At 56.2% G+C, this 17,120-nt stretch carries 4 protein-coding genes and 1 tRNA gene; all 5 read left to right on the forward strand.

Annotation, left to right across the window (positions count from 1 at the left end):
* Positions 1–3 precede the first annotated feature (3 nt).
* The 5 genes from OZ410_RS04215 to OZ410_RS04235 all read left to right on the forward strand — a co-directional run bounded on the left by OZ410_RS04215 (position 4) and on the right by OZ410_RS04235 (position 17,119).
* Positions 4–2,151 (forward strand): PorP/SprF family type IX secretion system membrane protein, encoded by a 2,148-nt coding sequence (locus OZ410_RS04215; RefSeq protein ID WP_277706669.1) that lies wholly within the window; start codon positions 4–6, stop codon positions 2,149–2,151.
* Positions 2,152–15,597 carry a T9SS type B sorting domain-containing protein gene (locus OZ410_RS04220; protein WP_277706670.1) on the forward strand — a complete coding sequence of 4,482 codons (13,446 nt, stop codon included), beginning with the start codon at positions 2,152–2,154 and terminating at the stop codon, positions 15,595–15,597.
* A 19-nt stretch (positions 15,598–15,616) separates the two neighbouring features.
* Positions 15,617–16,579 carry a PorP/SprF family type IX secretion system membrane protein gene (locus OZ410_RS04225; protein WP_277706671.1) on the forward strand — a complete coding sequence of 321 codons (963 nt, stop codon included), beginning with the start codon at positions 15,617–15,619 and terminating at the stop codon, positions 16,577–16,579.
* 45 nt (positions 16,580–16,624) lie between these two features.
* Positions 16,625–16,984 (forward strand): dihydroneopterin aldolase, encoded by a 360-nt coding sequence (gene folB / locus OZ410_RS04230; RefSeq protein ID WP_277706672.1) that lies wholly within the window; start codon positions 16,625–16,627, stop codon positions 16,982–16,984.
* Between the two features lie 64 nt (positions 16,985–17,048).
* Positions 17,049–17,119, forward strand: a tRNA-Cys gene (locus OZ410_RS04235).
* Position 17,120 lies beyond the last annotated feature (1 nt).

The following is a 17,120-nucleotide window of genomic DNA, read 5'->3' on the forward strand; positions in this document are numbered from 1 at the left end:
CCGATGAAACGCAAATTCCTGTTCTTGATGGTATGGATTGCCCTGCTTCCGCAACTGAGCGCCCAGGAGGACAACCCTTTTATCGCCTACGACGTGCCGTCACAGAACTTGTTGAAATTCAACAGGTTTTTGATCAACCCCACTTTTTCCACGGTGCGGGAAGACAAATCCTATGTGAATTTGCTTCATCGAAACCAAGCGGTATCTTTTGACGATAACAACCAGATGTACTTCCTGAGCTACAGTGGCCGGATCGGCGACCGTTCCGGCCTTGGGCTCAGCCTGTATACCCAACGGGAAGGTACCCTGAGCAACTACGGGGTACTGGCGAATTACGCCTATGGGGTAAAACTGAGCGACAAGAGCAACTTTACCTTTGGCGCCAATCTTTCCTATTACAATAGCGGGTTTGATGAGAGCCGGGCCAACCCGGTGGAAACAGACCCTTTCCTGAGTGGATTCCAGGACAGTTCCTTTCTGACCTTTCAACCCGGATTTAACCTCTCTTACGGGGCTTTCGATTTTGGTATGTACGCAGAAAACCTGATCGATTACAACCTGAAAACCAACGAAGCCATTACGAGCTTTAAAGACAAAACCTTCTCCGGGCACCTCCAATATACCCATCAGTTTCAAAACGATTCCGGGGTGTTTGAAGGTGGTCGCCTGATGCCGCTGGCACGAGCCAGAAAGGTAGGGGAAGACGACTTTGTGCTGGGCGGAAACCTTATCCTGGACCTGCCCAAGGTGGGTTGGTTACAAGGGGGTTACGATAGTTTTTACGGCGCCTCTGCCGGTATCGGGTTCAACCTGAACCGCAGGCTTTCCATTGGCTACACCATGGAAAAAGGCCTCTCCGACAACTTTGACAACTTTGGGGTAACCCACGAGATATCCTTTGCCTATTCCTTCACCCCGAACCTTACGGAAGACCGGGTTATGCTGGAAGACGGTTACGAGGATTCCCTGGTGGAGGCCTCCCCCGAAGACAGCCCGGAAAGCGCCACGGAAAAAGACGCAGAAATCGCAGAATTGAAACGGCGGCTTTCCGAGAATGATGACATCCTTGCCGAATTGATGTTCCGTCAGGATTCCCTGGAACAAAACCGACAGCGCGACCTGGAAAAACGCTTCGAGATGGTGATGCGCATGGTGCGGCAGGAAACCGGGGGTAACCGCCCGGACCTGGAGGAAAAGGCGCGTCAGGTGTACTACCTGAACAACCAGAAGGACGAACTGGCTGAGGTTTCCAAAGCAAATATTCCAACTGGTATTAATGAGGCTGTCGCTGAAGATACGGCCCCCGTAAACACCGGCATGCAGCCCGAAGAAACCCGACAGGAAACCGCCGTGGTGGCCGTGCAGGAGCCCACCCGCAAGGAGGTTGTCCGCAAGGACGACATCCAGCCGGTGCAGGCTGTAGCCGCACAACAGGCGCCTGTTCGGAAGGCCATGGAAACGGCCCAGGCCACCACAGCAGTTAAACACCGCAAGTTCCGCGACCTGAACGGCGTAGAAGACGGGTACTATGTGGTTGCCAACGTGTACCGGGGCACCAAATACATGCACGCCTTTGTGGAGCAATTGCAGCGAGAAGGCCTGGACGCCGCCATTATCGACAACCCCAACAACGGCCTCAAGTACGTGTACCTGAAGCGCTTTGACCAGTGGAAGGATGCCGAAAGCGCCGTAAAAACCGGCCTGCAAGGCCAGTACACCGACCAGATGTGGGTAATGAATGTTGCCAACCGCTATACCAATGAGGCCTATGCCGCCAATGCAGACCGCATCCGGGAAGCCTCTGCCAAATACGAGCGGGATGTGTTGCGCCAGAATGTAATTGTGCGCGACAAACTGGCCGAGAAAAACCAAACCGAAGACCAGCAACCCGGGATGGGCGGGTATACCGACTATTACCTGATCGTCAATGTTTTTGCCAACCCCAACAATGCCAACCGTTTTGTAAGGACCCTGAATGCACAAGGCCTGAGCGCAAGCTACTTTATCAATCCGGAAAACAACTATCGCTACGTTTACCTGAAGCGCCACGACAATTGGAACAGCGCTTTAATATCCTATTACTCAAAACTCAATAACGCGTACGATGACAATATGTGGATTATGCGCGTGACCCCAAATCTTATCGCCTAAATGAGACCAGCCACACTCAGATATGCGTTTATCCCCCTGTTACTCCTTTGGGCAGTAGCAGGCTTCGCACAGGAATTCAACTCCTTTGATATTCGTTACCAAAACAATATCAAGGGAGATCTGACTTTTATCGCCAACAACATTGTGAGCCGGGACGATGGAAGCGGGTCCCCCGAGGACCCGTACAACGCCACCGGAAGCGCCTCCACCTACAATGACTGGCTCAATATGCAGTACATTGACGTGGACTCGGATCCGAGCACGTTCAGTTCCAGTGCTGCCACTTTTACCTTTCCGGAGGCCAGCTGTAATCTGATCCGGTATGCCGGACTTTACTGGTCCGCCACTTACCCCAGCGAGCAGGCCGGCCAGGCCGTAGGCACTAACCGGCAAAGCGACTTTAACCAGGTTAAGTTCCAGGTGCCAGGCGGCACCTACGTGGATATAACGGCCGATGAGGTCATTTACGACGGATTTACCAGCGCGGACAATTCCGTGCGCCAGAACAGCCCCTATGCGTGCTACGCGGACGTAACCAGCATTGTTTCCGCCCTGGCCAACCCCGAAGGCGAATACACCGTGGCAAATATTCGCTCCGTAACGGGTTCCCTGTCTCCTGGAGGCGGGGCGGCCGGGGGCTGGACGCTGGTGGTGGTCTTTGAAAACCCTACCCTGTCCGGGAAGCTGATCACGACCTTTGACGGCTTTGCCCGCGTGCGCAGCCAGAACCCGACGGTAGACATTAACTACTCCGGTTTTAACACCATCCCCGCCGGCCCGGTGCGCGCCGATATTGGCGTTGCCGCCCTGGAAGGGGACAACCGCATTACCGGCGACCAGCTGCAAATCAGCGCCGCCAGCGTAGCCGGTTTTACCAACATCAGCGACGCAGCCAACCCGGTAAATAACTTTTTCAACAGCAACATTAGCGAAGATGGCAGTGTAGTGACCGCCCGTAACCCCAACAGCGTGAATACGCTGGGGTACGACACGGACATGTTCCTTCTGGCCAACCCGCTGAACGCGGTAATCCCGAACAACGAAACGGCCGCTACCTTCCGGTTCACCTCTACCGGAGACCAGTACTACCCGTTTTTCAACTCGTTTAACATCGAGATCATCGAGCCCAACATTGTGCTCGAGAAACGCGTGGAGGACATTGCGGGCAACGACATTACCGGGGCCGGCGTAAACCTGGGCCAGTTGCTGGATTACGTGCTCACCTTCCAGAATATCGGCAACGACGGGGCCACGAACTACACCATTCGGGACATCCTGCCTATCAATGTTACCCTGGATGAGACCAACATGACCCTGCCGGCCGGGGTAACCTATACCTACGATCCGGGCACACGAGAAGTGATCTTTACCATTCCGGATAACCTGGTGGAAGAAGGGGACCCCACCTACAGTATTCGCATGCGCGTTCAGGTGGCCGAGAACTGCTTCGATTTTATCGATGCCTGTACGGACCTGATCCAGAACCTGGCGTATTCCACCTACCAGGGGGTAATCAACAACAACCAGATTACCGACGACCCCAGTGTTTCGGACTTTGACGCCTGTGGTTTTGTAACCCCGGGGGCCACCAACTTCCTGCTGGACGACCTGGAAAACTGCGATTTCTCCCGTACGGTAGAGCTCTGCGGAAACGACGTATTACTGGATGCCGGGGACAATTTTGACAGCTATGTCTGGTATGTGGATAACAATGCCGACGGGCTAATCGACGCCGGCGACACCGTGATTACCGACGGAGACCCGGACAACGACCCCAGTACCCTGCTGGTTACCGAAACCGGACAGTACATCGTAGACAAAATTGTGGCCGACCCCTGTAAGGGCTTCGAGGAAATCATCACCGTAACCCTGCCGGGCCAGACCCAGACCAACCCAATCATAACCCTGATCAACGACCCCAACAATACCGTTGACGGGGAAGTGGTTACCTGCCCCAACGACGGGGACCTGCTGCCCAAGATCTTCCTCTGTGGGCTGAATGACACGGAACTCATCGAAATCAACATCCCGGATGCCACCAGCATTGTTTGGGAAAAACTGGACGAAGCCAGTTGTGCGGATGCCGGGGACGACTGTGCCAACAAAAACTCCGCCTGCACCTGGAACCAGGTAGACACCGGTTTTGATTTCCTGGCCTCGGATGCCGGGGAATATCGGGTAGTGATCAACTACCAGAACGGATGTTTCACCCGCTTTTACTTCAACATCTTTAAAAACCCGCTGGACCCGCAGTATACCTCCCAGGATATCATCTGCGCCTCCCCGGGGAATATTACTGTAACCAACATTCCCGCGGATTACGAGTTCCAGCTGCTGGACGCCACCAACGGGAATGTACTGGTGCCTTACAGCGCCGGCAACGGACCCAGCTTTGACATCGCTACCAATGGCGCCTACACCGTAGCCATGCGCCAGGTTGGGGTAGTGGACGGATGCGAATTCTTTGTAGAAAACATCGGAATCCTGTCCCGGGATTTCCAGGTGACCATGACCCCTACCGCAGCGGACTGCTCCGGTCTTGGCTCCCTGGCCATCTCTGTGCTGGATGTGGAACCCCAGTACTACTATGAAATTTCCCAGGGGGGAACCCCTGTGGATACTTTCGGGCCCAGTGCGGACAATAATTACACTTTTGCCGGGCTGAACCCCGGGGTGTACGACGTGGAAGTCTCTACAGACGACGGCTGCCTGCACACCCAGCAAATCACCATTGAGGACAATAGCGATCTGGAGCTGACCGCCCGGATTTCCCAGCACATTACCTGTAAGGAAGGGAACATCCTGATGGAATCCACCGGCGGGAAGACCCCGCACACCTATGCCATCTGGTCTTATGTGGACGACGACGGGGTAACCCAGATTTCCTACCCGGACCCCTCTGCCATCCCGGCTTCTGCCTTCCAGACCAGCCAGATCTTTGATATCTGGGATCCGGGAACCTACACTTTTGTAGTGGTGGACCGCAATAACTGTTTTGACATCTCCAACCCGGTTGTAATTGAATTCCGCCCAGCTGCCGAATTCGACGCTACCACGGTTACTGATGTTCTGTGTTATGGAGAGGCCACCGGGGCGATTCAGTTCAATCTGATAAACAGCAATGGATACCAGCTTACCTACTACCTGTTTGACGCTACCGGATTCAACGAAAACAACTACAACTACGCCAATGCCCTGGCCACTAATGCCTCCGGGTATTTCCCCGGCCTCACAGCCGGCGACTACGTAATCGTAATCAACCAGCGCAAGGGTAGTGCTTCCTGCGATTATTTCGAGTATCAGACGGTGTCCCAGCCCCAGTTTGCCTTGAGTGCAGACGCGGTGCTCACCCAGGCCTATACCTGCCTGCAGGACGGTATTATCCAGGCCCAGAACGTGATCGGGGGAACGGCCCCCTACGAGTACAGCCTGGACGGGGTTAACTTTGGCGCTTCCGACACCTTTACCGGCCTGACTGCCGGCACATACAGCATTACCCTGCGGGATGCGGCCGGGTGTACTTTCGTAACCGCCCCCATCACGATTGATCCGCTCCTGGCGCCGGACGACCTGGTTTTTGCCCCTACGGCAGTAACCTGCCCCGACCAGACTTCGGATGTAACCGTGACCGTTTCCAACGGCACTGCGCCCTATACCTTCGAAATTATTGCCCCGGCCGCCGGGGTGCCGGACAGCGCTTCCGGGAACTCGGCCTCCTTTAATGGCCTGGCCCCTGACACCTATACCTTCCGGGTAACCGATGCCAACGGCTGTACCTACCAGGAGAACCTGACCATTAACCCCATTACGCCTATTGCCGTAAACGGGCAACAAATCAGCACCGTAAGCTGCTTTGGCGGCGCAGACGGGGAGGCCGTATTCAACGTGGCCGGCTTTGCCGCCTCCTTTGATTACACCGTTAGCGGGCCCGCAAGTTCTTCCGGCACTGCGGAGACCAACGGCACCATCTCCCTTACCGGCCTTGCCGCCGGCACTTACGACATTACAGTTACCGATACAGATACCAACTGTACGGATACCGCTTCCGTAACCATCGAGGCTCCGGCCAACCCTCTCGCCTTTACCTTTACCACTACAGCTATTAGCTGTGTAAGCGACGGCGCCGTGACCATCTCCGCCACAGGAGGGTGGGGCAGCTACAGTTATAGCCTGACCCAACCCGATGCAACCGTACTCGGACCTCAGGGCAGCGCTACGTTTAACAACCTGACCCAGGCGGGAACCTACACCATTACCGTAGCGGATGCCAACGGATGTGTGGCCACAGACACCTTTGGCCTGGTGGCTCCGTCCCTGCCCGTAATAAGCCTTGACGCAGCCACAGACCTGTGTTACGATCCGGCCACAGGGGTTACCCTTACCGCCAACGTAACCGGAGGCACTGCCCCCTTCTCCTTCAGCCTGAACGGCGGGCCCGGACAGTCTTCCAACACCTTCTCGGGCCTGGCTCCGGGGAGCTACACCGTAATAGTGGCGGACAGCAACGGCTGTACGGACACCTCTGCCGCAGTAACCGTAGCCCCCCAGCTTTCCGCTTTGGCGGTACTGACCAAGGAACTGGATTGTTCCGCCAGCCCCGACGCCGTTATTGACGTAACCATAAATGGCGGCTACGCTCCCTTTACCTACCAGGTAAACGGCGGGGCTTCCGTGGCCGTAGCTGGTAATGCATTTACCTATACCACCGCAACGGATGGCACCTTTACCTTCACCATCACCGATGCGGAGGGATGTACCACCCAGACCGCAGTAACTGTTAGCCCCATCACCAACCCCGTGGCCACGCATACCGCAGTGGACCCGACCTGTGCGGGGGATGCCGATGGCTCTGTTACCATTACCGTGGACCCGAATTTTGGCACTGCCCCCTACCAGATCGATTTCAACGGGGCCGGGTTCAGCAACCAGACGGTTTACAGCAACCTGCCTGCAGGGACCTACACCTATCAGGTGCGGGATAGCAAAGGTTGTTTGTACTCCGGTTCGGTAACCCTTACCGCCCCGGACCCGATTGCAGCCGATGCCGTACTGATCCAGGCCTACACCTGTTTGCAGGATGGTTCTATCCAGGTTCAGAATGTAACCGGGGGAACACCCGGCTACACCTATAGCATTGACGGGGTAACCTTCCAGGCCTCCGACACCTTTACCGGGCTTACCGAGGGCTCCTATACCATCACGGTACAGGATGCCTCCGGGTGTACCTTTGTGACCGTACCGGTGGTGATTCCGCCCCTGGACCCGCCCACGGACATCAGCTTTAGTGCCACCCCTCCGTATTGCCCCACGCAAACTTCGGACGTGACCCTTACCGTAACCGGGGGCACTGCGCCCATCACCTACGAAATCATTGCCCCGGCTGCAGTAAACAACGGCAACAATAATGTATTTGCCGGCCTGGCTCCGGATACGTATACCTTCCGGGTTACGGATGCCAACGGCTGTTCCTATCAGGAAAACTTCACCATTAATCCCGTAACCCCTATTGCCGTAACCGGATCCCTGGTCAACAATGTGAGCTGTGTGGGCGGTGCCGATGGTGCAGTAGACTTTGCAGTGACCGGATTTGCTTCTACCTACGCCTATTCCGTAAACGGAGGAGCAACGGTAACCGGGCAATCCGCTGGGGTAATTAACCTGACCGGCCTTTCCGCAGGCACCTATACCATTGCCGTAACCGACGAAACCACGAATTGTACCGATACCGCTGCCGTAACGGTAAGCGAACCGGCCACCCCCCTTGCCTTTACCTTTGCAGTAACCCCCCTAACCTGTGTGGCAGACGGTGCTGTAAGCATCACCGCAACAGGCGGATGGGGCTCCTATACCTATCAACTGGAGCAACCGGACACCAGTGTTTTGGGCCCGCAGGGCAGCAATACCTTCTCCGGCCTTACCCAAACCGGCACGTACACCATTACCGTTGAAGACGCCAACGGATGCGTGGTAACCGACACCTTTGACCTGGTTACCCCCTCCAGCCCGGTGGCGAGCATTGATGCCGCATCCACCCTCTGCTTCAGCACGCCCGCCGGCGCCACGATTGTAGTGGGCGTGACCGGAGGCACCGCTCCCTTCTACTACAGCATGAACGGCGGGGCCCTGCAGACGTCCAACACCTTTGCAGGCCTGGTTCCGGGCAACTATACCTTTACCGTTACAGATAGCAACGGTTGTACGGACACCGTGGCCCAGACTATAGAGCCGGAGCTTACCGGCAATGCCGTCCTGCTGAAGGACCTGGATTGTACGGTTTCTCCCGATGCCGAAATTGACGTTACGGTAAGCGGCGGATATGCGCCCTTTACCTACGAAGTGGACTACAATGGCGGCGGCTTTGCCCCCTACGCAGGTGCATTCCCCTATACCACGGCTGCCGCTGGCACCTACCAGTTCCGCATTACAGACAGCCAGGGCTGTGTGGCCCTGACCAATACGGTAACGGTGAGCCCGATTGTGTTGCCCCAGGCCACAGCCTCTACCATTGACCCCACCTGTAACGGGGATTCCAACGGAATCATTGAAATTGAAGTGGACCCCAACTTTGGGCAAGCGCCTTATCAGGTGGACTTTAACGGGATGGGCTACAGCAACCAGACCGTCTATACCGGGCTGCCTGCCGGCACCTACAACTATACCGTACGGGACGCCAAAGGATGTCTGTACACCGATAGCGTAACCCTGAATGATCCGCCCCTGTTCGATGCCAACATCACAGTAACCGATGTATCTTGTAGTGGCACCGTGGGCGGTGGAGACATTCCTGGACGTATTGATATCTCCATCATTAGCGGTGGAACCCCTGGCTTTACCTATACCCTGTACGACCAGTCCAACAACATTGTACCGGTAACCGGGTCTAACCCCATTGTGACTTCCAGTACCACGGTGAGCTTTGACGGCCTGCTATTCGGGGATTACTACGTGCGCATCATTGATGCCAACGGATGTGAATTCTACCAGAACCCGGTGCGGGTGCGGGCTAACCCGTTCCTGACCCTGGATTCTTCCGTGATTGCGGATTGTGCCACCGGAGGAACCGTAACCCTGTCTGCCGACGGCGGATCCGGAGATTACACCTTTAGCATTTATGGTCCCGGGACCCCTCCGGATAGCGAAACATCCGGCCCGGGTGCCCTGGAGGAACAAGCCGTATTCCTTGGCCTGAACGCCGGACAGACCTATGTGTTTGAAGCCATTGACAACTCTACCTTGTGTACCAGTTATGTGGAGGTGGCCATCCCCGCCCTTTCCGGGATTGAGGTGGTTCCCACCCCTGCCGTTACCGATGTAAGCTGCTTTGGGGATACCAATGGCTCCATTGCCTTCCAGTTCCAGAACTTTGACGGCAGCGTTACCGATATCAACTACTCCATCCTGGAGGCCCTTACCAATAACCCCACAGGGTTTACAGGCACGGTTACCGGCCCTGCCGGAGGCCCGACGCCCCTGGAGACCGTTACCGGCCTGGCGCCCGGGGATTATGTGCTTTACTTTGAAGAGGCCACCAGCCCCTTCTGTTCCAATACCTACGATTTCCGGATTTTGGAGCCTTCGCCCATCACCTTCAACATCGTAGACCAGAACAACGCCAACTGTAATGAGGACGCCCAGGTTACCGTACAGGCAACCGGAGGTTCCGGCGGCTTTACCTATGCCTTTGTACAGGATGGGGTAGCCCCCGTACCCGGCGACTTTACCGCTAGCAGCTACGCCGAACTGGACCCGGCCGTGAACACCAACTGGGATGTTTACGCCATGGATGTTAATGGATGTATGACCCCTCCCCTGGATGTGGTAATTGCTGCAGATCCCGAGCCGGTGATTTCCGGCGTTACCTACCAGTGTACTGCGGACGAAGGCGATATGGTTATAGACGTTACCTTGGATATAGCCGGGGTAGCCCCCTATTTCCTGAGTCTGGACGGCGGCGCTTTCCAGTCTTCTTCCCTGGTAAATGCAGGGGATGTCCAAACCCTTACCGGTCTGAGCTCCGGCACGCATACCATTACCATCCGCGATGCAAATGGGTGCGGGAACACCATCAATGTAGAGATCTATCCGCCTTCGCACCTGACCACCGAGGCCCTGATCCAGCCTACCTGTGCCCTGGATGACGGACAAATCCTCCTTACGGCCTATGGTGGCTCGGGGGCTTACCAATACGAACTCTTTCTGGGTGGGGTAAGCGTAACTGGCGCGCCCCAGGCCAGCCCGCTCTTTACCGGGTTAGGGCCGGGAACCTATACGGCCTTTGTATACGACACCCTGGCTTCCGGTTGCGACGCTTCATCCAGTATTGTATTGAGCGTGCCCACCACTGTGGCCTTTACCACCAATATTACCGATGTAAGCTGTAATGGCGGCGCAGACGGCATTATTGAAGTGGTCCTGGATCCCGGCATGGACAACCCGCCCTATACCTACCAACTGTTTGACGCCCTGGGCATCGTGCCCATTACCGGGCCGCAAACCAGCCCGCTCTTTACCGGGTTGGCCCCCGGCGATTACACCGTAAGCGTTACCTCCGGCCGCAGCTGCCAGACTACTGAAGTGGTCACTGTAGGCGAGCCGCCTCTGGTAACGGCCACAGCTGCCGCCACGGACTTTGCCTGTAACGCAGACAATTCCGTTGCCCAGGCTGTCATTACCGTAACCGGAGGAGGAGGCACTGCCCCCTACCTGTACAGCATAGACGGGGTAAACTTCCAAACAGCCAATACCTTCAACATCAGCGACACCGGCGCGTCACAGACCTTTACCGTTTACGTTCGGGATGCCAACGGGTGTATGGATACCGATTCCATTACCATCGACCCGCTGCCGGTTATTACCGATGTTAGTGTAAGCCAGCTGGTTGCCATTACCTGTGCCAACGACGAGCAGGTACGCGTAACCGTAACCGGTGGCTCCGGAGATTTTGACTTTGAACTCCTGCCCCCGGGAAGCGCCCCGGTTCAATCCCCCGGCGCCGGCGTATACACCGCCGACTTTAACCTGACAGCCCCAGGAGACTACGTCTTCCGTATTACCGATAACACCACCGGATGTACCTTCACCTCAGCACCTTATACCGTAGCCCCCTACGACCTGATCGAGGCTGTGGCTACGGCTGTAACCCCGGTAGATTGCTTTGGCGATGCCACCGGTGAACTCTCGCTGCAGGTGAACAACTACACCGGGAATTACACCTATCAGGTCTTTGACGGGGCCGGTACCCCGGTAACCGGCGTTGTAGCTGCCAGCACGGCAACCAACCCCATCCTGATCGGAAGCCTCTCCGGAGGAAACTACTACGTGGAAGTCATTGCAACAGATGCACCCTTCTGCGACGATCTCTCCAATACGGTAACCATTGCCTCCCCGGCAGCCCCGGTGAGCCTGGTGGAAACCGCCAACATCAATGCCAATTGCAACACCGGTGCCCAGGTAACCGTGGCTGCCAGCGGCGGAACCCCAGGCTACACCTATGCCTTTGTGCCCACAGGGAATGTGCCTGTGGCAGGAGATTACTCCACCAGCGCTACCGCAACCCTGAGCCCGGCTTCCTACCCGGCCGATTACGATGTGTACGTTCAGGACAGCAATGGATGTACCACCTTTATCACCGTGACGGTAGATGAGGACCCCCTGCCGACCGTTACCGCCCCGGTTTATGCCGTGGACCAGTGTACCTCCGACGGTACCAGCTATACCTTTACCGTAGCCGGTACAGGCGTAGCCCCGCTTAGCTACAGCATTGGCGCAGGATTCCAAAGCTCCACCACCTTTACTGTAAGTGCCCCGGGCACCTACACCGTAACGGTGCGCGATGCCAACGGCTGTACCGCTACCGATACCATTACCATCCTGCCCCCGCTGGCCCTCACGCCTCAGCCTACAGCACAGCCTACCTGTGCGCTGAACGACGGGGAGATTACCATCGCTGCAACCGGCGGTTCCGGTAGCTATGCCTACGACCTGCTGGATAACGGCGGGGTTAGTGTGATCGGTGGGGTGCCTCAGGCCTCCCCGGTATTCTCCGGCCTGGCTCCGGGTAACTACACCGCCGTGGTATACGACACTTCCGGTACCGGTTGTGATGCCCAGGCACCGGTTTCCCTGGAAACGCCCACCCCGGTGGCCTTTACCACAACCGCACAGGATGTAAGCTGTGCCGGTGGAGCCGATGGCGTAATCACCGTTACCCTCGATGCCGGACAGGACAACCCGCCCTATTCCTACGAGCTCTACGACGGCTCCATGGCTCTGGTGGCAGGCCCCCAGGCTTCCAATGTATTTACCGGCCTGGTTGCCGATAACTATACCGTACGGGTTATCTCCGGACGCAACTGTGAGGCCAGCCAGGCACAACCCGTGGCTGAGCCAGCACCTATGGCGGTTTCGGCAGTAGCAACGGCTTTTGCCTGTGCCGCGGATAATTCTGTGAACACGGCTACCATCACGGCCACAGTACCGGCAGGTGCAGGCACTGCACCCTACCTGTACAGCCTGGATGGCGTGAATTTCCAAACCTCCGCTACCTTTGAGGTGGCCGACACCGGGATGGCACAAAACCTGACCGTGTACGCCCGGGATGCCAACGGTTGTATGGCCACGGCCCCGATTACCCTGGAGCCGCTGAACACCTTTACCGCAGCGGTAAGCCAGAACATCGCCATTACCTGTATCAATCCCGAGGAAGTGCTGATTACCGTTACCGACGACGGCAACCCGGCCAACACCTACACCTTCGAGTTGCTGCCTATAGGCAACCCGGATGGGGTGCTGACCGCTACGCCCACCAATACCTCGGCTATTTTTGAACTGAGTGCCCCTGGTAGCTATGTCTTCCGGGTTACAGATAACGCTACCGGCTGTTATGTGACTACCGCCCCTTATGAGGTAGCACCCTACGACCTGGTACAGACCCAGATTACCCCGGCCACCCCGGTGACCTGCTTTGGTGGCACAGACGGGTCCCTTACCCTGGAAGTGAACAACTATACAGGCACCTACGATTACGAGGTGTTCTTTGCCGACGGTACCACCACCGGCATATCCGGCAGCGCGGATACCGGGGTAAACCCGATTACCATCAATGGCCTCAGTGGCGGCAACTACTATGTGCGTATTACGGAAACCGCAGCGCCCTTCTGTACGGAAGACAGCAATGTGATTACCATCGTGTCTCCGGATATGCCGCTGACCACTGCCGTAAGCCAACTGGCCGACGTAACCTGTACCAACGACCAGGGCGAAGTGCTGGTAACCCCCACCGGCGGATATGCCCCCTATGACCTGGTGCTGACCAACACCACAACCGGGCAGGTATACACCGCCAATGATGTGGCCGGCTATGTGTTTACAGGCCTTAGCGAAGGCGCGTACACCGTTTCGGTAACCGATGCGGCCGGGTGTGTGGCCAACGATGCCATTACCCTGGTACAGCCTGTACCGGTAAGCGCGGATATTACAGCCGCCCCCAACGTCCTGACCTGTTACGGGGATACCGACGGGGTGGTGACCGCCATCAACGTGGCTGGCGGATCCGGCAACTATCAATACCAGCTGAATTACTACGATGCTACCGGAACCACCATCGAGTTCACCTCCGGTGAGCAAAGCAGCCCGGTATTCACTGGTCTGGGTGCAGGCACCTACAGCATCACCGTAACGGACGGATGGAACTGCGACGTGGAAACGCCCCAGGTTACCATTACCGAGCCTACGGATGTCATGAGCAACCTGGTGCAGTCTGCGATGCTGACCTGTACCACCAATGCCGAACTTATCCTGACCGCAAGCGGCGGGACCGCACCCTACGAATTCAGTACTGATGGGGTGAATTATACGCCCATGTCCGGAGGGGATACCCACACCTTTAGCGTGGCAGATGGCGTTTACCAATACTACGTACGCGATGCCCAGGGCTGTGAAGCAGACCTTTCCAACCAAATCAGCGTGGATCCGGTACCGCCCCTGGAAGTCACCATAGACGAAAGTGCGGCCCTGATCAACTGTACGGGCGAGATGACCGCTTCCCTGGTGGCCACCGCTACCGGCGGGCTCGGCAACTACCAGTACGAGCTCTTTGGCGACGCCGCCCTAACCAACCTGCTTAGCGGTCCGCAACCGGACGGCACCTTTGGCGGGCTGGGCGTAGGCAGCTATTGGGTACGGGTAACCAGCCAGGATTGCGAGGCGGTATCCAGTGAAGTGATTATCACGGAACCGGCACCCCTGCAAATTGACCTGGAAGAATTCACCAACGTGACCTGTGCGGGAGAGGACGACGGTACCATTACCGTGGAAGTATCCGGAGGCACCGGCAACATCCTCTATGCCATTAGTCCGAACCTGGACCAATTTGACGATGCCAACGTGTTTACCGGCCTGGCTGCAGGGGTATACGATGTGATTGCCCAGGACGAAAACGGGTGCTTTATCACCTTCCAGTTCACTATTACCGAGCCCATGCCGCTGCAAGCGGATGCCGTATCCACCCCCGAGGTGTGTGCCGGCAGCGCCGACGGTACCATTGAGCTGACCATCAGCGGCGGTACTGCACCGTACCAAACCGCATTCAATTCCAACCTGGATAGCGCCTTTGGCCCGGCCCAGACCACCTTTACCGACCTGGCCGCCGGCACCTATGTGATCTTTGTGCGGGATGCTCAGGGCTGTGAAACCAACGTTATTATTGAGGTTGAGCCCGGCGTAAACCTGAACGCCACGGTAACCCCGGTATACGAATGTACGGGCAACATCCCCAACAATTACCTGGAGGTATTGCTGGAAGACCCCAGCCTGAGCGACCAGGTGATGTACGCCCTGGATTCCACCGACCCGGCAGACATGCAACTGGATCCGGACTTTACCAACCTGGCCCCCGGCCCGCACTACCTGGCTATTTCCCATGCCGGCGGATGCGTTCAGACCGTGGATTTCGAAATCGAAGGCTTTGAGCCCCTTACCCTGGTGCTGGAGCAACAGACCATTAACGAAATCACAGCCATTGCGGATGGCGGCGCCCCGGAGTACACCTTCTTCTTCAACGGAGAGGACTACGGCACGGACAACACCTACAACATTACCGAAACCGGGACTTACCTGGTCGAAGTAGTAGACCAGAACGGGTGTGTGGCCCAGGCTGAAATCTTTATGGAATTCATCGATATCGAATTCCCGAACTATTTCACGCCAGACGGGGATGGAAACAACGATTTGTGGTTGCCTGACAACATGGAAGGCTTCCCTGAAATACTAATCAAAATATATGATCGTTATGGTAGAGTAGTTGCTGAACTTTCCTATGGAGTACCCGGATGGGACGGCACGTACAACAGCAAGGAATTGCCTACCGGAGATTACTGGTATGTCGTGAAGCTCAACGGCGAGCGCGACCAACGTGAATTTGTGGGCCATTTCACTTTATATCGATAGTTGACCACATAACCTAAACATGCGCAGGAGCCTTTATTTTGTAGTGATGATGCTGGGGTTGCTCAAAGTCGCAGGACAGGAGTTAAACTCTCCGCAACTTTCGCAGTACCTGGCGGACAACCCCTTTGTACTGGCACCTACGTATGCGGGGATAGGAGACCATGTAAAGGTGCGCCTGAACGGGTTAAGCCAGTGGGTGGGCATCAAGGATGCCCCCCAGACGCAATCCCTTGCAGCCGATGCGCGCATCGGAAACCGTTCCGGTCTGGGGGTTTTCCTCTATAACGACCGCAACGGATATACTCGCCAGCAGGGGGCGCGGCTCTCTTTTGCCCACCACCTGACCCTGGACCGGTACGAAGACGAATTCCTCTCCTTTGGGATTTCGTATAACTTCAACCAGTTCCGCATCGATATTGAGCAATTCCGCGAGGCCAATGGGGACCCGTTTAATGACCCCAGCGTTACGGACGACCGCTCCACCAGCAACCACAACTTCGATGTGGGGGTCATGTACCGCTACAACAAATTTTATGTGAGTGTGAATGCCTCCAACCTGCTGGACAAGGACCTGACCAGCTTTAATCCTGTTTTTGAGCCGAACCACCTGCGTAACTATTACGTATACACGGGCTTCCGCTACTCCAAAAACAAGAATAGCCGGCTGGAGATCGAACCTTCTGCCCTGTATAAGATCTTTGAAAGCGACGGCCGGAGCGAAACCGACCTGAACGTAAAGCTCCGCCTCTACGACTTTGAGGACTACTACTACGGGGGGATCAACTACCGCTTTTTGAATGACCAGATTGGCCGTCCGCTCTATATTGCGCCTTTCGTGGGCTTTAAAAAGAGCAACTTCTATTTCGGCTATTCCGTACAGGTGATTCTGAACGACATCCTGGCCTACAGCTACGGTACCCACGTGGTTACCGTGGGGATGGACCTCTTCCAGGGCTTGAGCAATTGCCGCTGTACCTACTGATCCCGGTTCCTGCATTTTCCCTAGTTTTGCACAAATCCATGGGTTATGGGCATTATTCGCCTCGAAAATGTGCGGCTCTACGGCTTTCACGGCTGTTTGAAGGAAGAAGCCAAAATAGGCTCTGATTATCGGGTAGACCTGGAAATCACGGCAGACCTGGACCGCGCCAGCCGCTCGGACCAGCTGGAAGACACGGTAGACTATGTACACCTGCAGCGCATCATCCGGGAAGAAATGGCCCGGCGCACCAAGCTCATCGAAACGGTCGCTGCCCGCATCCTTGACCGGATAATGGAAGAGTTGCCCACCGTACAAACCTCCCGGGTTTGCGTTTCCAAGATCAACCCGCCCATTGGGGGCGATGTACAACAGGTAACCGTTGAACTGTCTAAAATACGGGACTAAATATGCAAATTTGGGTTTCGAGGTGGCCTAAAATATATTAACTTTGTAGCCCAATTCTGAATAGGGCATCGTGGCCGAGTGGCTAGGCACAGCTCTGCAAAAGCTTGTACAGCGGTTCGAATCCGCTCGATGCCTC

Origin of the sequence: Robiginitalea aestuariiviva, from assembly GCF_029537735.1 — a bacterium.
GTDB lineage: Bacteria > Bacteroidota > Bacteroidia > Flavobacteriales > Flavobacteriaceae > Robiginitalea > Robiginitalea aestuariiviva.